This window comes from Mammaliicoccus sp. K-M42 (assembly GCF_022386375.1).
Taxonomy (GTDB): domain Bacteria; phylum Bacillota; class Bacilli; order Staphylococcales; family Staphylococcaceae; genus Mammaliicoccus; species Mammaliicoccus fleurettii.
The window spans coordinates 66,203-87,061 of the sequence record NZ_JAJNIS010000008.1 but is presented as its reverse complement, the minus strand read 5'-3'; the positions used below and the strand labels follow the sequence as shown (position 1 = coordinate 87,061).

Annotated in this window: 17 protein-coding genes; 6 read left to right on the top strand and 11 right to left on the bottom strand. The window is 32.4% G+C overall.

Annotated elements, in window-relative coordinates:
• Window positions 1–108: 108 nt before the first annotated feature.
• From LQ668_RS06655 to LQ668_RS06645, 3 genes are all read right to left on the bottom strand, one after another.
• A complete protein-coding gene (locus tag LQ668_RS06655) occupies window positions 109–2,457 on the bottom strand; it encodes an immune inhibitor A domain-containing protein (protein WP_239775950.1) in 2,349 nt (782 codons plus the stop codon).
• A gap of 278 nt (window positions 2,458–2,735) precedes the next feature.
• A complete protein-coding gene (locus LQ668_RS06650; RefSeq protein WP_107509765.1) occupies window positions 2,736–3,254 on the bottom strand; it encodes a transcription repressor NadR in 519 nt (172 codons plus the stop codon).
• A 1-nt stretch (window position 3,255) separates the two neighbouring features.
• Window positions 3,256–4,347 carry a cysteine desulfurase family protein gene (locus tag LQ668_RS06645; RefSeq protein WP_053464975.1) on the bottom strand — a complete coding sequence of 364 codons (1,092 nt, stop codon included), beginning with the start codon at window positions 4,345–4,347 and terminating at the stop codon, window positions 3,256–3,258.
• Between the two features lie 87 nt (window positions 4,348–4,434).
• Between LQ668_RS06645 and LQ668_RS06640 the strand changes: the two genes are divergently transcribed.
• The 3 genes from LQ668_RS06640 to nadA are packed head-to-tail and all read left to right on the top strand — an operon-like array spanning window position 4,435 to window position 7,894.
• Complete coding sequence (locus tag LQ668_RS06640) at window positions 4,435–6,009, top strand: L-aspartate oxidase (protein ID WP_239775949.1); 1,575 nt, start codon at window positions 4,435–4,437, stop codon at window positions 6,007–6,009.
• A complete protein-coding gene (gene nadC / locus LQ668_RS06635; protein WP_053464977.1) occupies window positions 5,960–6,793 on the top strand; it encodes a carboxylating nicotinate-nucleotide diphosphorylase in 834 nt (277 codons plus the stop codon). Before LQ668_RS06640 ends, nadC begins: the two co-directional genes overlap by 50 nt.
• A complete protein-coding gene (gene nadA, locus LQ668_RS06630) occupies window positions 6,794–7,894 on the top strand; it encodes a quinolinate synthase NadA (RefSeq protein ID WP_107509766.1) in 1,101 nt (366 codons plus the stop codon). It begins immediately after the preceding gene.
• A 226-nt stretch (window positions 7,895–8,120) separates the two neighbouring features.
• Here the strand turns inward: nadA and fadH are convergent, their stop codons facing one another.
• The 7 genes from fadH to cstR all read right to left on the bottom strand — a co-directional run bounded on the left by fadH (window position 8,121) and on the right by cstR (window position 16,606).
• Complete coding sequence (gene fadH / locus LQ668_RS06625; protein ID WP_053464979.1) at window positions 8,121–8,885, bottom strand: 2,4-dienoyl-CoA reductase; 765 nt, start codon at window positions 8,883–8,885, stop codon at window positions 8,121–8,123.
• Window positions 8,886–9,074: 189 nt separating this feature from the next.
• On the bottom strand, window positions 9,075–10,412 hold the full coding sequence (locus tag LQ668_RS06620) for a hypothetical protein (RefSeq protein ID WP_226908943.1): 1,338 nt from the start codon (window positions 10,410–10,412) through the stop codon (window positions 9,075–9,077).
• A 597-nt stretch (window positions 10,413–11,009) separates the two neighbouring features.
• Entirely contained in the window at window positions 11,010–12,470 is a 1,461-nt protein-coding gene (gene xylE, locus LQ668_RS06615; protein WP_107509767.1) for a D-xylose transporter XylE, read from the bottom strand.
• 20 nt (window positions 12,471–12,490) lie between these two features.
• Window positions 12,491–13,981 carry a xylulokinase gene (gene xylB / locus LQ668_RS06610; protein ID WP_107509775.1) on the bottom strand — a complete coding sequence of 497 codons (1,491 nt, stop codon included), beginning with the start codon at window positions 13,979–13,981 and terminating at the stop codon, window positions 12,491–12,493.
• Window positions 13,982–13,986: 5 nt separating this feature from the next.
• A complete protein-coding gene (xylA, locus tag LQ668_RS06605; RefSeq protein WP_107509768.1) occupies window positions 13,987–15,309 on the bottom strand; it encodes a xylose isomerase in 1,323 nt (440 codons plus the stop codon).
• A 281-nt stretch (window positions 15,310–15,590) separates the two neighbouring features.
• A complete protein-coding gene (locus LQ668_RS06600) occupies window positions 15,591–16,346 on the bottom strand; it encodes a sulfite exporter TauE/SafE family protein (RefSeq protein ID WP_107509769.1) in 756 nt (251 codons plus the stop codon).
• Window positions 16,346–16,606, bottom strand: coding sequence for a persulfide-sensing transcriptional repressor CstR (cstR, locus tag LQ668_RS06595; RefSeq protein WP_107509770.1), 261 nt, complete (start codon window positions 16,604–16,606; stop codon window positions 16,346–16,348). The genes LQ668_RS06600 and cstR overlap by 1 nt, the downstream gene beginning before the upstream one ends.
• A 135-nt stretch (window positions 16,607–16,741) precedes the next feature.
• On the opposite strand from cstR, the gene LQ668_RS06590 reads away from it, so the two are divergent.
• Window positions 16,742–17,806 carry a DsrE/DsrF/DrsH-like family protein gene (locus LQ668_RS06590; protein WP_107509771.1) on the top strand — a complete coding sequence of 355 codons (1,065 nt, stop codon included), beginning with the start codon at window positions 16,742–16,744 and terminating at the stop codon, window positions 17,804–17,806.
• Between the two features lie 33 nt (window positions 17,807–17,839).
• Window positions 17,840–19,174: a persulfide dioxygenase-sulfurtransferase CstB gene (cstB, locus tag LQ668_RS06585; protein WP_239775948.1), complete on the top strand. Its 1,335-nt coding sequence runs from the start codon at window positions 17,840–17,842 to the stop codon at window positions 19,172–19,174.
• Between the two features lie 113 nt (window positions 19,175–19,287).
• Here cstB and LQ668_RS06580 read toward each other — a convergent pair whose 3' ends face one another.
• Window positions 19,288–20,436 carry an ROK family transcriptional regulator gene (locus tag LQ668_RS06580; protein WP_275583889.1) on the bottom strand — a complete coding sequence of 383 codons (1,149 nt, stop codon included), beginning with the start codon at window positions 20,434–20,436 and terminating at the stop codon, window positions 19,288–19,290.
• Between the two features lie 321 nt (window positions 20,437–20,757).
• Between LQ668_RS06580 and psm-mec the strand changes: the two genes are divergently transcribed.
• Window positions 20,758–20,826 (top strand): phenol-soluble modulin PSM-mec, encoded by a 69-nt coding sequence (gene psm-mec / locus LQ668_RS06575; protein ID WP_103323307.1) that lies wholly within the window; start codon window positions 20,758–20,760, stop codon window positions 20,824–20,826.
• Window positions 20,827–20,859: the final 33 nt, after the last annotated feature.

Here is a 20,859-nt window from a genome sequence, read left to right as displayed (position 1 = left end):
GTAGATTTTATAAATAAAGAAAAAAGAGCTAATCCGAAAATATGGATTAGCTCTTTTTATTTGAGAATGGGTATTTATGTCCCAGCCTCTTCTAGTCTTCTTAATTTATTATTTTGTAATTTTAACTTTGCCGACTGTATTATCTTTACTTTTTGCTGTTACTTCAAATTTCAGACCGTGATTTGGTAATAATACGCCTGCATCTTTTTGTCCTTTGTTTGAGTAATCTTTGCTGTCGTCGAACAGTGGGTTTTTCTTAATTTTATTATCATGTAATTCATAACCTTCTGCATTTTTAAGTTTCATTTGAGGCTGATGGTCTAAACTGAATGCTGCATCTCTTATTTGGAATTGTGTTGTTGCAGGATCATCTGCTACACCTTTTTTCTCCCAGTTTAATGCATTTTGATCTGCATCAACAATACTAATGAAACCTTGTCCTGGATGGTTACTTACATTGTTATCAGAGAAACTCTTGTCTACATACCAAACTGTCAAACCTTTGTTATAAGACATTGTTCCGCCACCGCGTTTAATGTTTTGTAAGCCTTTATCTGGACCTGTGAAGTTTCTCCATTGTAATAAGTAATAGTTCTCGTCATATCTATTACCATCACTTTGTTCAAAGCCTTGTAATTCAAATTTAGAATCCGCTTCTGCATCATCACTTAAAATTTCTTTACCGTCATTTGATGATACTTTGATTTGGTCGATAAACCAACCTGGATTAGATTCATATTTATCAGTTACATATAAGAATCTTAGTTTTACTTTTTTACCATCGTATTTAGATAAATCGAATTTCGCATCAACATAGCCGTTAGACTTACCGTCTATACCATTACCTTGGTTTTGTCCACTTCCTGCTGGGTCATCGTTATTTGTGATACTTCCTTTAACGTTTTCCCAATTTTCACCGTCATCTGTAGATACTTGTACGTATCCGTAATCAAATCCTTGTTCGATGTCATACCAAGTTTTGAAATTTAATTCACTCGTCTTAGCTGATGTTAAATCTAAAGAAGAAGTCATAGAGTATTGAGAATCATCATCCGCTCCACTCCAGTAAGCCTTCTTACCTTGTGCTGGTTTTTGTATTAATGTAGATTTTTCAGGTAAATTAACTTTTAGAGCATCACTGTTTGTACCTTTAGTTGTTGCTTCATCAATTAATTCAGAAGTTTCGCCATTAAATTCAGTTGCATCAAGCTCATTACCTGTTTGCCAGTTACCACCATGTTGTTGTTGAAGCATTTCTTTCATGTATGGATCAAATCCAGTTGGTTCAGTACCTGGAATTGCACCTGCCCAACTTCCTGAAGACATAATTGACCAGAATGATACCGGTTCGCCTTTACCTGAATATTCCGTGTCGTACTCATCTGGTAAACCTAAATCATGTCCGTATTCATGTGAGAACACGCCTGCAGCACCATCTTCTGGTTGAACAGTATAATCAATAGCTGCTAATTTACCATCGAATTGGTCAAGACCTGAATCTGTACCAGGAATTGTGTAGGGTTCTCCTTGCTCATCGAAATCAAGAGACCATCTATGAGACCAAATTGCATCAGTACCTAATTTACCGCCGCCTGCTTCTTCACCTGGACCAGAATGTACAATCATAATGTGGTCAACGATACCATCTTTTTCATCATAAACACCGTCACCATCTATATCATCACGATCCCATTGATCATAGTCACTTAAATTAATGGTTGAATCTTTAGCAGCTTGTTCCAAAGCTTCTTTAATTAATTCTTTCGGCTTACCATCACTACCGCTATCATCTGGAACGTTACCACCATAATAACTTGCATCATGTTTTGCTTTATACCAACCATGTACTTGGCCGTCTACATCATAACTGCCACCAGATTGATTTTTATAATATTGTTTCATACTCATTAAGTTCTCATCGTTTGGACCTTTATAACCATTTTCTCCAAACACCATATCTTGAAAATGAGAAATCGGGTATTCGTCATAATACATATCCGTTTCGTCTTTCGTAATCGAACTGTTTGGATAGTCTGGAAATTCCATAGCAAGTACTAGTACTTTATCTTTACGCACTTTGCCATTATATTTTTCTTCTTGAACTTTATCTACACGTTTACCGTTATTTTGTTTCTTATACATTTCTTTTTTATTTTTTTCTAATTTACCAAGACGCTTACCATTATTCCCCTTGTTATATCGCTTATCAAAAAGGCCTTTATTAGGTATGTATTTTTGACGATATTGTTCACCCTTGTCATCCATATATTGCTTTAATTTTTCGTCCTTTTGTTCAGGTGTATTCGAAGATTCAATCACACCTTCTTTTTCCAACGTTTCAAGCAAACGATCTTCATTAGGCGCGACATTATTTGCAGATGCTTGAGAAGCAAAAGCAGGTAATGCAATCAGAGCACTCAACGAAGCAATTGATAATTTCTTTAAAAATAAACTCACTTTAGAAAATCCCCCTTTTTATCTAATATAAATATATTATATACAATTATCCATAAAATAGTAGAAAAAATTCAAAAAATTCTAAATTTTATTATTTAGTATATCAAAATAATACACCCCCTATTAATTCGATAAGCCGAATAATATGGGGGTGCTAAGTTTAGAAATGTTGTGAACATGAGGTGGGGGTGAGGATGAGTAAATCGCACGATATCTCTGGAGTCTTCGTGCGTTTTTACCGGATTCCACCTGAATCGCACGAAGTATTTCTCACATCGTTATTCTACTATATACTGATGTTGCTTTAAGTCTCTTACAGCATTGTCTAATATTTTTTCTGTATGTGCTGAGATTGTATGTAAATGCAGATTAACTGTAAGGTGTGCTAACATTTGTCCTTCGAATTTCTCCATTTCACTTATAAATTTATCTAAGTCTTCTTGGGTTTCAATCATGAGGTCTGCTTTTATACTGCCATAAACTGGATGATCGATTGCGACATCATTTATCATTGCGCCATTGTCTATAATGATTTGCAGTTCTTCTTCCATTTGCTCGTTATCATGTTGGCAAACGATTACGCGTTTATATGCTTTTCCTTGTGGTTCATTATTGATAACATAACCTCTGCTAGTAGAAGTTATCATGTGATTTTGTGATTTGAGTATAGATATATCTTTCACAATAATTTGTCTTGATACATCAAATTGTTGGCTAAGTTGCTTCCCACTAATTGGTTTATTTGATGTCTCAAGTAATTCCAGAATTTGTTCTCTTCGTTTAAAAGGGTTATTCATTTCACTGATCTCCTCTTACAATTGTTTTTAAGTGATCAAAACATTTATCAATATCTTCTTTTGTCGTAAATTTACTAATGGATAAACGTATATATTGATCGTATGTTTTTTTGGGTATTGAGTCTATTTTAACTTGTAAACCTCTACTTAACAATGCACCATGACCGCAAGCTGTTCCTGTCGATATACATATATTTCTATTTGATAGATATTGCATTATATATTGTCCTTCATATTTTGGAGACAACAATGCAACTATATGTGGTGCACACTCGCTGTAAACCATTTGTGTAAAGTCTAACTCTGTCGATTTCTTTATCATATATTGCTGCATAGATTTCATATGTTGTATGTTACTTGATAAAGATAATGCTTTTGTCATTGCTATAATACTTGGTGAATCTATTGTACCATTTTGTGTATACATTTCATGAAAGTAATATTCATTTAATGGCTTCACATATTCATGATTCATTAATAATCCACCTGAACCTTTAGTTCCATGAAACTTATGTCCCGAAAATGCATATGAACTAAATGATTGTACATCGGCAGTTTCTATTTTATGTACAGCTTGCACACCATCAACATGTATTGGAACATTATGATGTCTTGCGATCTCACTTAATGCCCCTACTGGCAATATGTAACCAGTCTCTGAATTCACATGTTGAGCTATGATTAGAAGGACTTCATCTGCCATCATTTCTTTAGTTTTTTCTAAATGAATCTCCCCCGTACCCTCTAAAGGTAAGTCTAAAATTTCGAATTCTGTTTTGAAATTTTCCAATGCTGCATGTACTGAAGGATGTTCATATGGAGATACAAGTATCGTCCCTCCATTTTGTCCTTTTAAATAACTATGTATCGCAATTTCATTTGCATGTGAACCACTTCTCGTAAAAATAACTTCTTTGTTTGTTGAAAAGTGTTGCTTAATATAGTGTTTACATTCATCCAACAGTTGTCTTGTATGCAGACCTCCGATATGTAAACTTTCACTATTATAATATGCTTCTCTTTGTGTATCTTGATAAACATCTAGTACTTCACTATCAACCATCGTAGTTGATGCGTTATCTAAATAAATCATTTATAATCCCCCACTTGTTATTTATCTTTTAATGTGTCAATATATTGTATATAAAATGATAACATATATGTAAAGTAAGGTGTAAACTTGAAAAAAGTTATAATTATTGGTTCTGGAATTGCTGCATTGTCTGCTATTCGCTCACTTAATGAACATACCGAGATTTATTGCATTACGAAAGATAAATTGAATACCCATAACAGTTCACTCGCACAAGGTGGTATTTGCTTTTCTAAATTTGAGGATGATGACGGACTTTCTCATATACAAGATACTTATATAGCCGGTAATAAGCTCGGCGATATGACTGTTATTGAACCGATCATCCAACATAGTCATGAGATTATCCAGCAGATGATAGAAGAAGGTTTAACCTTTGATAAACTAGTCGATAAACATAATTTAGACTTTGCAATAGAAGGCGCTCATTCTAAGCCACGTATTCTACATATAGGCGGTGATCAAACTGGCGCGTACCTCACAAAATATTTAATCGAGCAGTTATCATCAAAAGACTTAACGATTTATGAAGAGACTGAAGTTGTTGATTTATTAAGAGACGATTCAAACGAAATATGTGGTGTTCTTGCTCTCGATAAACATGGAAATAAGACAGAATTTTTAGCGCATGATGTCATTTTAGCAACAGGTGGTTATAGTAATCTCTACCCAACTAACTCAAATGCATCAACAACGATAAGTTCAGGTCATATTATTGCTTATCACCATCAACTTCCGTTACGACATATGGAAATGATTCAATTTCATCCAACTTTACTAGGGACTAAAAGCGATACATACGGTCTCGTTTCAGAAGCTGTGAGAGGTCATGGAGGCTTTTTAGTGAACGAGTTTGGAAAGGCATTTATGAAAAATATTCATCCTCTAGGAAGTCTAGCACCTCGAGATGTTACGAGTAGAGCCATTTTCCAACAACAAACAGAAGGTCATCAATGTTTTATTAACATAGAGCATATCGAGCATTTCTCTACACGATTTCCAACAATATACCAAAATGTCATGAGCCATTTTCCAAATGAATATCACAACCATCTTATACCTGTTACACCTGGTGCACATTACACAATGGGTGGCGTTGAAACTGATATTTATGGAAGAACGGATGAGCAACATTTTTATGTAATTGGTGAGGCAAGTAACACAAACTTCCATGGTGCAAATCGTTTAGCAAGCAACTCACTTTTAGAAGGACTTGTTATGGGACACCTTTGTAGTCAAGCTATTAACCAATCTTCCATTAGAGATATTCATATGACTAATTCACAATCTTTGAGCATGCCTAAAATGAATACTCAAGAAGTTGAAAGAATACGTCAGCTAAGCTCTGAAGTACTAGGTATTGAACGAAATGGTCATGATATGACGCAATATTTAAATGACATCCAGCTATGTTTAAAAAACTCTACAGTTACAACTCAATGGTCGAAAGATGATTGGCAAAGATATGTTGCCATTAAGACGTTAGAGATGGTTTGTCTATCAGCCTTAAATCGCAATGAATCAAGAGGTGTTCACTTTAGAACGGATTACCCAAATGTTCAACAAACATTACAACATACAGATATAGAAATTTTAATGGAGGATATATTTCATGCTAAACAAGTTGCACGTACAAGAAAAACTCAAACAATTTTACCTTGAAGATAATCATTATGGTGATTTATCGTCGAGCATTTTTGATATAAATCAACATGGAACATTAACGCTATTAAGTAAAGATGAAGGTGTTTTTTGTGGAGAAATCATTCTTCAAGAAAGTTTCAAAATCATCGAAAGTGATATTCAAACTGATATTGCAGTTAAAGATGGAGATTCAATTAAAAAAGGACAAGTACTTGCAGTGGTTAAAGGAAGTGTTACTACTTTACTCACTATGGAACGCATCACTTTAAATTTAATTCAACGTATGTCAGGTATCGCCACGTCTACCCATCAAATCGTTCAAAAAGTACAACATACTAACGTTAAAATTGTGGATACGAGAAAGACGACGCCTGGATTAGGTATGTTTGAAAAGCACGCTGTTCATGTAGGTGGAGGTTACAATCACCGTCGAACATTAAATGACGGATTAATGTTGAAAGACAATCATATTAGCTTTAGTAAATCAATTGATGATCTAGTATCAAAAGCTAAAAGACATATCGGACCTATGGATAAAATTGAAATCGAAATAGAAGATGAGCAAACATTGACTGAAGCTATTCAAGCAGATGTAAATATTATGATGTTCGATAATTGTACACCTGAATGGATTAAAGAACATATCGTTAAAGTACCGAGTCATATTCAAACAGAAGCTTCAGGAAACATTAACATAAACAATGTCGTTCAATATGCAGAAACAGGTGTTGATTACATTTCTATCGGTTCATTATTTTATGATCAACATGCATTAGATATCTCAGCAAAGGTGGTTATTTAAATGTTCAATCCTACAATAGAAAAAGCACAATCTATACCTGAAAAATACTTAAATATGACAACAGAACAACTAGAAAATAAAATTAAAACCATTAAAGAAGCGCTTGGTGAGCGACTATTTATGCCGACACATCATTATCAAAAAGATGAAGTAGCACAATTCGCTGATATAATGGGAGATTCTCTTGAATTAGCACGAATTTGTAAAGAAAATACTCAAGCTCAATACTTTGTTTTTAATGGTGTGCATTTTATGGCAGAAACTGCTGATATCCTTACGAACGACAATCAAAACATCTATTTACCCGATTTGTCAGCAGGTTGCTCTATGGCAGATATGGCAAATATTGATCAAGCGTTACACGGATATGATGTCTTAACGAATCGATTAGGTGATAACATACTTCCGCTTACTTACGTAAATTCAACAGCAGCTATTAAAAAATTCGTCGGCGAAAATGGTGGTTCATGTGTCACAAGTGGAAATGCAGATAGTGTGATTCAATGGGCACTAGATCAAGACAAACGCATACTGTTTCTGCCCGACCAACACTTAGGGCGCAATACCGCCTTTAAATTAGGTATTAAACTAGAAGAAATGGCCGTATGGGATCCTATTCAAAAAACATTAGAATTTGACGGAAATGATGAAGATATTAGAATTATTTTGTGGAAAGGACACTGTTCCGTTCATGAAAAGTTCTATCCAATTCATATAAAACAAGCACGTAAAAAAGACCCTAACGTCAATGTCATCGTCCATCCTGAATGTCAATTTGACATCGTACAAATGGCAGACTACGCGGGGTCTACAAAATATATTATAGATATGATAAAAAACGCACCAAAAGGCTCACATTGGGTAATCGGGACAGAGATGAATCTCGTTAATCGATTAAAAACAACTTACACAGATGTTACTATAGAATCACTCAATCCACTTATGTGTTCATGTCTCACAATGAACAGAATAGACTTACCACATTTAGCGTGGTGTCTAGATAAAATTCAAGACGGGCATAAAGAGAACATCATCAAAGTAGATAAAGAAACTGCATATTATGCCAAGCAATCATTAGAACGCATGTTGAGTATCGTATAAACAATCCTATGACTAAGAGGTGCAGCAAAATGGAGACAGAGACAATTAATTTGTCCCTGCCTCTAATTTGCTTTTTTATTGTGGATGATTTATATAGCGCTAATGTGCTTGTTTTAGGAGTCTTGCTCGTTAGAATTTCTAACGTGCTTGTTTGCCTTTTCTTGATTATTAGAATTTCTAACTCCACTCTATAACTTTATAATTTCACCATGCTTCCCACTGTTATCTAAAATGGGTTTCTATTTAACCATTGTCCACCATCCATCGTGATACAATCTCCATTTATATATTCCGCTTCTTTTGAAAATAAGAATCTAGCTAATCCTGCGATTTCTTCTGGTTGTCCCATTCTTCCTAATGGTACGCTATCTAATGTTTGTTGTTTTGCTTCTTCTGATAATGATAACTTTTTAGCGCCACCTGTATTATCTATTGGTCCTGGTGCAATAGCATTAACTGTTATACCGTATTTACTTCCCCATTCAACTGCAAGTGTTCTCGTCATTGCAAGTACACCTGCCTTAGCACTTGCTGAATGTATCACACCTGCTCCTGCAGTCCATGAATATGTTGCTACTATATTTAAAATGCGCCCTTTGTGTCCACTTTTAATCCATTCTTTACCTACTGCTTGTGAACAATAAAATGTGCCATTTAAGACGATATCAATTACAGAGTTCCAACCATTTATAGATAAATCTTCTGCTGCACATAAAAAGTTTCCTGCTGCATTATTAACAAGTCCATCTATTTTACCAAATGTTTTAATCGTTTCATCTACAGTATATTGTACTCTTTCAGTATCTCGAACATCCATATCTATACAAAGAACTTGGCCATCATATTGTTCCATTTCTTTTTTAGCTTCTTCAAGACGGTCTAGAGAGCGACCCGTTATAACAACTTTAGCACCATCAGCTGCAAATCGTTTAGCCATTGCTTTTCCCATTCCACTACTGCCACCTGTTACGATTATCACTTTATCTTTCATATATATTCTCCTTAATGTTACTATATTTGAATAACTAAATTTAGTAAGCGCTTACATATAGTGTACAATAAGTTAGAATAAAGAACAATTGAACAGCTGTTACTAATCAATAAGACTATTGTCACTCTATATCACTATAATATAAAGAACCATCCAAGCTATTTAGCCTAGATGGTTCTTTGTTCTATTTTAATATCCAGATCCTACTTTATCTCCATCTTCATCGTACTCAGTTACTTCACCATCATCATCAATAATATATGATCCGGCTAAGTTACCCTCTTTATCTTCAAATGAGAATCCCCATTTACCATCGTCTGTTTTTTCAGGTTCTTTATACGTATAAGTGTCTGTATCTAAAGTTGACCCTTCATATGATTCAACTTTATCTATAACATTTTCGCGTGTTACTTTTTCAAAACTATCTTCTGAATCAGAATCATCATTTGAATTTGATCCATCAAACATTTCGACAGTTTGTTCAATCTCATCATTCGATGCATTATAAAGTTTAACCACTTTAGGACTATTTATAATATCTTCAGATTTTCGCTGTGAGTAGTCATCATCTTCCAACCATCTTTCATCATGAAAATGTGATGGTACATCATAAATTGATATTGTGCCGTCTCCATTGTTCTTATAAACAACTTGTCCAGCAGCTGTTGGTGTACCTGCTAGTCTTTGTACACCTTTAGGATATTTAACTGTATTTTCTTCGTTATAAGGATTTAATAAATCACCTTCTATATTTTGATGCTCAAGTTCTGCATCCATTTCACTATCTCCAGAATCTCGATAACTTGGTAAAGCTGTTAACCATACTTTGGCGTAATATTCATTACTAATTGTATCTACATTAGAAGTGTCTTCATTATTTGATGGCATTGGATCACCATACTCTATTTTATTAGCTATATTTGCTACTTTACGATTGTCTTTATATTTACTGTACAAATCAGAAATATTTAATGTTTTAGAAGTTTCACTATTCTTAACTTCATTAAAGTCAAAAATTGTACTTTGGGTCATAATATAAACAACCTCTTCTTTATTCACTCCGATAATCGTCGCATAACTCCCTTTAGATTCACTCAAACCATAGAACTTCATACCATCTGGTTTATTTTTCATCTTATTGAGTTCAGGACTTTCAGAAAGCTCTAAAGTATCAACTTGTTGTTCTTGTTTCTCACCTGCACCAGAAGTTCTAGTATATTTCCCAGATAATAATTCATCACCCGTTACAATATCAGACTCTAAGCTAGGTTCAAGCATCGCCATCGCAATACTTTGTTGTTCAGTTATATTAGATTCATCCTTAATACCACTTTCATTACCATTATCTTTAGTATCTCCAGATTGCTCATTATTTGAATCACGATTGGATTTATTACTCGTTGATTCACTTTTACTATCGCTATTTGATGATTTCGTATCATCAGAATTTCCACCAATACTAAAGCTACATCCCGCAATAGTTAATGATGAAACAAGTACAATCCCAGCCAAAAACTGCTTCTTCAAAAGTACCACCCCTTAAATTTTATAATATATTTTCTAAATAAAATTATATTCGATCATTATATATTTATTACTATTGTAACAAATACTTCGTAAATTGAAATGATTATCAAATTTTGTGATAAGATATCTATGAATTATGAATATTGAAAGGAATGAAGAGAATGGGATTTAGTATTATGATTATTTCAATAATTTTAGGTATTTACTTAACTATTCAAGGAATATCTCGTAGAAGGCAAAATTTTCTATATAAGAGTTTTATTGTGATAGGCATTGCACTAATTATTTTCGCTATATATTTAGCTTTGCCCCACTAACTATTTAAAAAATGAGGTAAGTTGTAGATTAAGTACCTAATTAATCTAAGAGTTCGGCTAAGTTGTTGATTAAGTCTGGAGTTAATCTAAGAGTTTGGACAAGTTGTAGATTAAGTACCTAATTAATCTAAGAGTTCAGCCAAGTTGTAGATTAAGTACCTAGTTAATCTAAGAGTTTGACCAAGTTGTAGATTAAGTACCTAGTTAATCTAAGACATTCTCAAAATCATTTCCATACAATGAAAGGCTGAGACAAATTAATTTGTCTCAGCCTTATTATTTAACTTCTATCTTGTATTGATTCTGTGAATACTGGTGGTTCAACATTGTCTGATGCTGTTTTTACTTTTTTATCTTTTTGCCATATTGTTTCTAACTCTTCTAATGTCTTACCTTTTGTTTCAGGGATGAATTTCCAAACGAATATTCCTGATAGTATACTCATTGCTGCGTAGAATCCGTATGTCATTGTTCCACTGATATCCATCATAAATGGATATGTTGATGTGATTGTAAAGTTTGCTAACCACTGTACGGCTACGGCTATTGCCATTGCACCGCTTCTTATTCTATTAGGGAATATTTCTGATAATAATACCCAAATAATTGGTCCCCAACTCATCATAAATGAAGCTGTATAAATAACCATGAAGATTAATGTAATGATTCCGAAGATCCCATTAGCTGTTAATACACTCATACCGATCATACCGATTGCCATTCCTGTTGATCCAATTATAAGTAATGGTTTACGTCCAAATTTATCTACATAGATTATAGCAATTAATGTAAAGATTACATTTACTAATCCCATTACTACTGTTTGCATCATTGATGTATTACTTCCTACACCTAAATTTTCAAATATTCTTGGTGCGTAATAAAGTGCAACGTTTATTCCGATAAATTGTTGGAATATTGATAGTAATATTCCGATAATAATAACTGTCTTACCGAAGCTGAATAATGGTGCTTTTATTTCTTTAGTTTTACTTTTTGTAGATAATATATCATTTAATACTTTCTTAGCATGTTCACTTGAAGAATATATTTTATTAAGTACATTTAATGCATCTTTATCTTTATTAACTAAAATTAAATACCTTGGTGTTTCAGGCACTAAGAATAATAATACGAAAAAGACGACTGCTGGAATTGCTTCTGTCATAAACATGTAACGCCAACCGATTAAATCAACCCAGCTTTGCGATTGACCGAATGTAATTCCATAGTTTACGAAGTATACGACTAACATACCAAATATAATTGCAAACTGATTCCAAGACACAAGTCTACCTCTTATTGAGGATGGTGAAATCTCACTGATATACATTGGTGAAATTGCAGAAGCTAATCCTACACCAATACCACCTATAATACGATAGATGTTAAACATAATAAGTAATCCAAGTGTTGATTCTCCTCTATCAAAAAACAGAAATTCTGGATAACCTGATAAAACAGCAGAGATTATAAATAGTATAGCTGCTACTTGTAAAGATTTCTTACGTCCTAAACTTTTTGAAATATTTGAAGATAATATTCCACCTATGATACACCCTATTAATGCACTTGATACGGTTATACCATGTACGAAACTCCCATAATCAGCTGTAATATATTTTTGTAATGATTGTTCTGCACCAGAAATTACTGCTGTATCGTAACCAAATAATAGTCCACCAAGAGTTGCTATTAACGCAATCTTAAAGATAAACTTCTTATTATCATAACTACTCATTACCCCATCTCCCCAGTTCTTTATTTAAATTGAGTTAAACCTTTCGTTATTGGCTGAGTTGCAGTATAAATTAATTTATAGATGTTAAATAGTTTTTCATATGATTCTGTATGACTCGAAATAGGTGATACGTGCTCACGATAATTAATCCAAGTTTCGTTCATATCATTGAATGAATTAAACCATTGTTCACCCATTGCTGCTAGCATAGCTGCACCATATGCAGGGCCTTGTTCTTCTGTTCTTGTTGTAATTGGTACATTAAAGACATCTGCTTGAATTTGTAGCCATTCTGCATTTTTAGCACTGCCACCGATAGATACAATTTCTTTAATATCTATATCTTTACTTCTCATAATTTCAATACTTTCATTTATAGAATATGTAATGCCTTCAAGAACAGAACGTTTCATATCCAATTGAGTTGTATTTGCATCTAAGCCTATAAAGCTACCCCTAATAGATGCATCGTTATACGGTGTACGTTCACCTAATAAATATGGTGTATACATCAAACCATTTGATCCTAATTTTGATTTTGAAATATCTTGTAAAAATGTATTAAAGTCTTCAGATGGCTCAATCAATTGTTTGAGCCACTCTAAACTATAACCTGCAGAAAGTGTTACACCCATTACGTATTTTTGATTTGGTACACAATGACTGAAATAATGCATATTACCATCATTCTCGTAATTCGCACTATTCTCAATAGATAGTGCCACACCTGAAGTTCCAATACTTACAAGTTGTTTCGTTTCATCTGTAATTCCTGAACCGAGTGCTCCACAAGCATTGTCAGCTCCACCTTGATAAACATTTATTTCCCAGTCAATATTTAACTTCTCTTTAATGTCTTTTGTTAAAGTACCGCTTCTATCATGGGAAGCTATTACATCTGGACAAATCTTAGAATCAATATTTAATTGATTTAATATTTCTTTAGACCATTTTTCAGATTTAATGTTATACATAATTGTTCCAGCAGCATCCGATGGCTCGGTATAAATATTGCCAGTCAATTTATAAACGACATAGTCTTTAGGTAACATAAACTTATGAATTTTATTATAATTTTCTGGTTCATGTGCTTTTAACCACATTAATTTAGGAAGTGTAAATCCTTCGAGGACTGTATTTTGTGTATGTTTAAGTAACGTTTCTATACCAATAGCTTGTTTAATGTCTTCAACTTCTTGAGATGTTCGCGTATCATTCCATAAAATAGCTGGTCTTATACTCTTACCATCTTCATCAACGACAACTAAACCATGCATTTGTCCTGAAAAACTAATACCTGAAATCGTTTCTTTATCAAACTTGCTTAATAAGTGATTTAAACTATCTAATGTTGCTTTGTACCAAATATTTGGATCCATTTCGCTGTAACCAGATTGTGGATGCTCAGTCTTATAGCTAATACTGTGTGAATCAACTACTTCACCTTTTTTATTAACTACTATCGATTTCAATCCACTCGTACCGATATCAATGCCAATTACGAAGTTCATCATTATCAGTCTCCATTATTAATATTTAAAATATATTGATTAATTTGAGTTTTAATAACTTCTAAATGATCAGATTCATTCTCGATTTTTTTAATATTATGTGCGTATTCTTCAAGTTCTTTAAATGAAGTAGTACCTTCTACAATTTGTTTACCTATACCTTCATTAAATGATTGGTATTTTTTATTAATAATATTTTCAAAGAACTTATCTTCTATCATTTTGTAAGCTACTTTTAAACCTAATGCAAATGTATCCATACCTGAAATATGTGTTAATAATAAATCTTCTTGTTTAAATGAAGTTCTTCTAGGTTTAGCATCAAAGTTTAAACCACCTGGAGTTAAGCCACCATTCTTAAGAATTTCGTACATAGCTAAAGTTGTATCATACACATCAGTTGGAAATTCATCCGTATCCCAGCCTAATTGTGGATGGCCCTGGTTAGCATCAACTGAACCTAACAATTGATTATCACGTGCATATCTCAACTCGTGTTGGAAAGTATGCCCAGCTAAAGTTGCATGGTTTGCTTCAATATTAAATTTGAAGATTTTATCTAAACCATATTTTTGTAAAAATGCATGTCCAGTAGCAACATCTGTATCATATTGATGAGAAGTTGGTTCTTTCGGTTTAGGTTCAATTAAAAATTGTCCTTCGTAACCAATTTCTTCAGCATAACTCTTCGCCATTTTGAAGAAATTAGCTAAGTTATCTAATTCTAATTTCATATCAGTATTTAATAAGCTTTCGTAACCTTCACGACCTCCCCAGAATACAAAGTTTTCAGAACCTAGCTTTTTAGCAATTTCTAAAGATTTTTTAACTTTTGCTGCTGCATATGCATATACTTTAGCATTAGAAGAAGTTGCTGCACCATGAACAAAACGCTCGTGAGTGAAATTGTTAGTTGTATTCCATAATAATTTCTTACCAGTCTGTTTCATCTTCTCTTGAATTAAATCTACAATCACATCTAAATTTTCATTAGATTCTTTTAAAGTTTTACCTTCTGGAGCAATATCTACATCGTGGAAACAGAAATATTCGATACTTAATTTTTCCATGAATTCAAAAATTGCTTCAACACGAGCCTTCGCTTTACCCATTTCATCTAAATTATCCCAATCACGCTCAGCCGTACCAACACCGAATGGATCTGAAAGGTCAGCTGTGAACGTATGCCAGTATGCAACACTAAATCTTAAATGTTCCGCCATCGTTTTGTCGCCAAGTTTTTCTTCTGGATTATAATATTTAAAACTAAATATATTATTTGAATTAGAACCTTCGTATTTTATTTTATCAACGTTAAAGTATGTCATGATAATCCCCCTAGTTTTAGTTGGTTAGTTTATTAAACAAACTAACTTTAAAAACAATATAGCATAACGAAATAAATATGTAAACGCTTACTCATTAAATTAAAAATATAGATTTAACCCAAATTTATTTTCATAACTTCTAGCTATTAGTGATCAGGTAAAATCTAAAAAATTCAAATATAAAAAAGGAGTGGGTAGAAATCTAATTTTATGAAAAAGATTTCGTATCCCACTCCTTTTAACCTATTATAGAAAATATCCTACATAAGTCATATGTGCAATTAAATTATAAATTGTATTATGGCGATTACTATTAATATAATTAGCATTCCTCGTTGAATAGAATCAGGTACTTTCTTACCCACTTTCAATCCTATCGGTGCAAAAATAATACTACCAATTATCAAAAAAATTGCACTTTCTACTGGTATATATCCTTGCATTAATTTTATAAAAAATGCCCCTACTGAAGATATAAAAGCAATTGCTATGCTATTGTTCACTACCGTATTCATTGGTAATTTAAATAATGCTAATAATACAGGAATGATGATAAATGCTCCACCTGCACCCACAATTCCCGAAATTACACCAATTCCAAATCCAACTATAATAAGTAGCAAAGGTTTAGATTTCGTCTCTTGTGTAGTAGGTTTAACTTTAATAAACATCAATATTAAAGCAAGTATGGCGATTATTACATATACCGTATTTACAAAAGTAGCATTAAACAAACTAGCTAAAATTGCCCCTAACATGCTTCCAATCAACATACCCCCTCCCATATATATAACAAGTTTAGGAGAGAAAGCTGGTTGTTTTCTTGCATTTAATGATCCACCAAGTGTACTGAAAAATACTTGACTAGAGGTAAGTCCCGAAGCAATATATGCACTATACGCAGGTATACCTATTAATGGTGGCAATATAAGAATAGCTGGGTAAATAATAATTGCGCCCCCAATACCTATTAATCCAGATATAAATCCACCCAGTACGCCAATTAGCAACATAATAGTCATATTTGCTATATCCATTATTTACTTTTAACTAATAAATTAACTGCTTCATTAATTAATTCTTGAGAACTTTCATTATTTTCTTCTGCTGTTTTGACGCATTCTATTAAATTTTTACTAATTATAATCCCCATTAAACGTTGTATAGAACCTTTAGATGCACTAAGTTGCGTAATTATATCTTTGCAATCTTTTTCTTCTTCCATCATTTTTACGACACCATTTAATTGACCTTGTATTCTATTTATACGATTAATCATTTTTTTATCATAAGTCACATTCATTTCCTCCACATAAATTGATTAAGTTAATAATAATAAATTAAAACAAAATTGTCAAATACCCCTATAGGTATTTGACAAATGATTCTATCCGTTTTATTATACCCTCATAGGTATTTATAGGAGGTAAGTATGGAACAATACAAAGAAGTACACATTAATTCATTAAACAAAGAAGAATTAGAAAAATTGGCAAAAATGGGTCAATTGATTGATGTTAGAACAAAAGAAGAATATGAATTAGGACACATTAACGGTTCAACTTTACACCCAGTAGAAGAGATTAAATCATTCAATAAGAATAGCAACAAAACGTATTATATACATTGTAAAAGCGGTAACCGAAGCACTAAAGCTTGCGATTATTTAGCCAAACAAGGTTATGATGTCGTGAATTTAAAGGGTGGATATAAAGATTATGAAGCAAAGAACTTCAATAGTGCTCCTTTAATAGAAAAAGATATTGAAATCAAAGAGAATCGTAAACAATTTGATTTTAGAGGTCTTCAGTGCCCTGGACCTATTGTTAATATCAGTAAAGAAATTAACAAGATTTCAACGGGTGAGCAAATCGAGGTAACAGTTACAGATCCTGGTTTCAATAGTGATATTAAAAGTTGGGCGAAACAAACAGGGAATACCCTTGTAAATCTTACTGAAGAAGCAAATGTAATTAATGCAATTATTCAAAAAGAAAAGCCAAAAGAATTTGAAATCAATGACACTGCTACAGGTACAACAATTGTTTTATTTAGCGGTGAGTTAGATAAGGCAGTAGCAGCAATGATCATCGCAAATGGCGCTAAAGCAGCAGGTAAAGATGTAACTATTTTCTTTACTTTTTGGGGCCTCAACGCATTAAAAAAAGCGCAATCAACTCGCGTTAAAAAGAAAGGTATTTCCAAAATGTTTGACCTTATGTTACCTAAGGATCCAATACATATGCCATTATCAAAAATGAATATGTTTGGACTAGGTAATATTATGATGCGTTATGTAATGAACAAGAAAAATGTTGATTCTTTATACTCACTTATCGATCAAGCAATCGATCAAGATATAAAGTTAATTGCTTGTACCATGAGTATGGATGTTATGGGAATTTCAAAAGAAGAATTAAGAGATGAAGTCGATTATGGTGGCGTAGGTACTTATATTGGACATACTGAGCAAGCAAATCATAACTTATTTATCTAATGAATAAAATCTATTTTAAAAAGGAGTTTTTTTATGTTTTTCAAACAATTTTATGAAGACAATTTGTCACAAGCATCTTATTTAATTGGATGTCAACGTACAGGAGAAGCAATGATTATTGACCCTATACGAGATTTAACAAAATATTTAAAAGTTGCAGATAAAGAAGGATTCACAATTACTAAAGCTGCAGAAACACATATTCATGCTGATTTTGCTTCAGGTATTAGAGATGTGGCAAATAAATTGAATGCAATTATATACGTATCTGATGAAGGTAAAGATGAATTTAATTATAAAAATATGCCTAAACAAACACATTTCGTTAAGCATCAAGATATTATCTATTTAGGAAAGATTAAATTAGAAGTCTTACACACTCCAGGCCATACCCCTGAGAGTATTAGTTTTTTACTTACTGACGAAGGTGGGGGTTCCAGTATACCCATGGGATTATTTAGCGGTGACTTCATCTTTGTTGGTGATGTAGGTAGACCAGATCTATTAGAAAAAGCTGTAAATGTTGAAGGTTCTACAAAAATCGGAGCAAAACAAATGTATCAGTCCATACAATTTGCTGCAACATTACCAGACTATATTCAAATTTGGCCAGGTCATGGTGCAGGGAGTCCTTGTGGTAAAGCGCTAGGTTCATTACCTACAACTACTTTGGGTTATGAGAAAATAAACAACTGGGCTTTTAATGTTAAAGATGAAACTTCATTTATCGAAACTTTAACACTCAATCAGCCAGCTCCACCACACCATTTTTCACAAATGAAAAAAATAAATCAATTTGGTATGCAAATGTACCAACCATATAATGTTTACCCTAGTTCAAGCAATACACAAACTGCTTTTGATCTTCGAAGTAAAGAAGCATTCCATGGTGGTCATATGCATGGAACTATCAATATTCCTTTTAATAAAACTTTTATAAATCAAATTGGTTGGTATTTAGATTATGACAAAGATATTGAATTAATTGGCGATAAATCTACCGTTCAACAAGCTATTCATGCTTTACAATTAATTGGTTTTGAAAATGTAAAAAGTTACCGTTTGCCACAAACAAATATCGTCACATCATCTATTCATAGTTCTGAAATGACTGGTGAAGAACATAATGTATTAGATGTTCGTAATGATGATGAATGGCGTAAAGGTCATTTAAAACAAGCAATTCATATTCCTCACGGTAAACTTTTAAATGAAGATATACCTTTCGATAAAAATGACCTAATTTATGTACATTGTCAATCAGATGTTAGAAGTTCAATAGCGGTAGGAATATTAGAATATAAAGGATTTACGAATATTGTTAACGTTAGAGGTGGCTATCAACATTTACCAGCATCTTTAAAATAGTTTTCTTCTACAATAGAACTATAAAAATCCCTCAATCCGAAAATTCAATTCGGATTGAGGGATTTTTTTATAAAGACAATTACGAACTTTGATTATTCATTTGAATTAGTCTTTTATGATTTTATATCTAAGTATATATCATTAATCTGCAGTACTTTATGGATAATTGCTAATGTGCCACCTAACAAAGTTGCAAATTTCACATTTGATGTTAATTTTATTTGAATTTCGTTACGTGAATATTGTTTGAACTGGTTCTTAATTGCTTCTAATATTTCAGGCATTTCATTGAACAATGGACAGTTAATGTAAATTGCATTCGGATTAAACTGGGTGTTTAAATTATGTATTAAAACAGCAATTTTATTTATAAATTGTTCCATTTCTTCAACTACGACTGGATTTTTTTCATTATAAAATTGAATTAATTTGCTAAGCGTCATCTTCTCATTTAGTTGATTACTTAAATTATGCAGTAAAGCTTCTTGTGAAAAAATATCTTCAATCTTATGAAAGATCTCCACATTATCGCTAACTTTTGAGACAAGTGTTTTTCCAATTTCACCCGCTTCCCCATTTGCACCACGATACAATTGATTATTAATAATAAGCCCAGCACCAATACCTTTATGTATACTTAAAGCAATAAGATTATTGTAGGATAAATTATGATTAAAATTACGTTCATATAACGCTGAAAGATTCGCTTCATTTTCAACTACGACTGGAACATTAGTAATTTCTTTTATTTTCTTAGCAATTGAAATTCCTTCAGTTTCATGGAAAGGTAAATATGTCACATGCTGCTCATTATCCACAACTCCATGTATAGAAACAGACACACCTAATAGTCCGTTATAAGTATCAAGTTTCTCCTGAATATCAATATGTTTTTTTATTATGCTTAATATACTACTAACCTTTTCATCAGGTAAATCATAAGATTCATGCTTAATGACATTACCATCAAAATAATTGTACATCACTTCAACAGAACTATAAGTTAAATCCAAAGAAATAAAATAACCATAAAGATGATTAACCTTCAGAAGAATAGGTTTTCTACCACCACTCTTCGTGCTATCACCCTCACCAACCTCATTAACAACAGATTTATACTTTAACTTATTCAAAATACTAGAAATCGTTGCCTTATTAATCTCAAGATTTTTAGATATTTGAGTACGCGAAATATTATGATGGTTATAAATTTCCCTTAGCACTCTTTTTTCATTATCATTTATATTTAAAATATTTTCCATAATTGCCTACCCCATAAGTTATTTTGAATTTAGTTTATAGTTTATCATGTATTTTTATACCAACTATTTTAACATAAATTAAATTAAACCTTAGAACAACTTAAAACCTCACTTAGGTTATCATCTTCGTTCTTTTATTTTTTTTTTATTATTTCAATAAATTACGTATTTCCAATATGACGATTTTTTATGCAAAGTCGTTGTATGTTTTTCAAATTTTTGACATTTATGCAATCTAAATAGCCAATTAGGGAATTTTTAACATTTTTTATTTGTTTGATTTTATACTTAATGTATCTTAAATAGAAAGAGGGTATGCATATGGATTTCACTGGTGTTATTACAAGCATTATTGATTTAATCAAGACTTGCATTCAGACTTTCGGTTAATTTTTTCAACTAAAAAACAGAGGAAATATTCAA

Bases quoted from the DNA above. Each gene is read 5' to 3' on its own strand.
- cstB (WP_239775948.1), top strand. From the start codon at position 17,840: ATGTTTTTCAAACAATTTTATGAAGACAATTTGTCACAAGCATCTTAT.
- LQ668_RS06645 (WP_053464975.1), bottom strand. From the start codon at position 4,347: ATGATTTATTTAGATAACGCATCAACTACGATGGTTGATAGTGAAGTA.
- fadH (WP_053464979.1), bottom strand. From the start codon at position 8,885: ATGAAAGATAAAGTGATAATCGTAACAGGTGGCAGTAGTGGAATGGGA.
- LQ668_RS06580 (WP_275583889.1), bottom strand. From the start codon at position 20,436: ATGGAAAATATTTTAAATATAAATGATAATGAAAAAAGAGTGCTAAGG.
- nadA (WP_107509766.1), top strand. From the start codon at position 6,794: ATGTTCAATCCTACAATAGAAAAAGCACAATCTATACCTGAAAAATAC.
- xylB (WP_107509775.1), bottom strand. From the start codon at position 13,981: ATGAACTTCGTAATTGGCATTGATATCGGTACGAGTGGATTGAAATCG.
- xylE (WP_107509767.1), bottom strand. From the start codon at position 12,470: ATGAGTAGTTATGATAATAAGAAGTTTATCTTTAAGATTGCGTTAATA.
- xylA (WP_107509768.1), bottom strand. From the start codon at position 15,309: ATGACATACTTTAACGTTGATAAAATAAAATACGAAGGTTCTAATTCA.
- nadC (WP_053464977.1), top strand. From the start codon at position 5,960: ATGCTAAACAAGTTGCACGTACAAGAAAAACTCAAACAATTTTACCTT.
- LQ668_RS06600 (WP_107509769.1), bottom strand. From the start codon at position 16,346: ATGGATATAGCAAATATGACTATTATGTTGCTAATTGGCGTACTGGGT.
- LQ668_RS06590 (WP_107509771.1), top strand. From the start codon at position 16,742: ATGGAACAATACAAAGAAGTACACATTAATTCATTAAACAAAGAAGAA.
- LQ668_RS06650 (WP_107509765.1), bottom strand. From the start codon at position 3,254: ATGAATAACCCTTTTAAACGAAGAGAACAAATTCTGGAATTACTTGAG.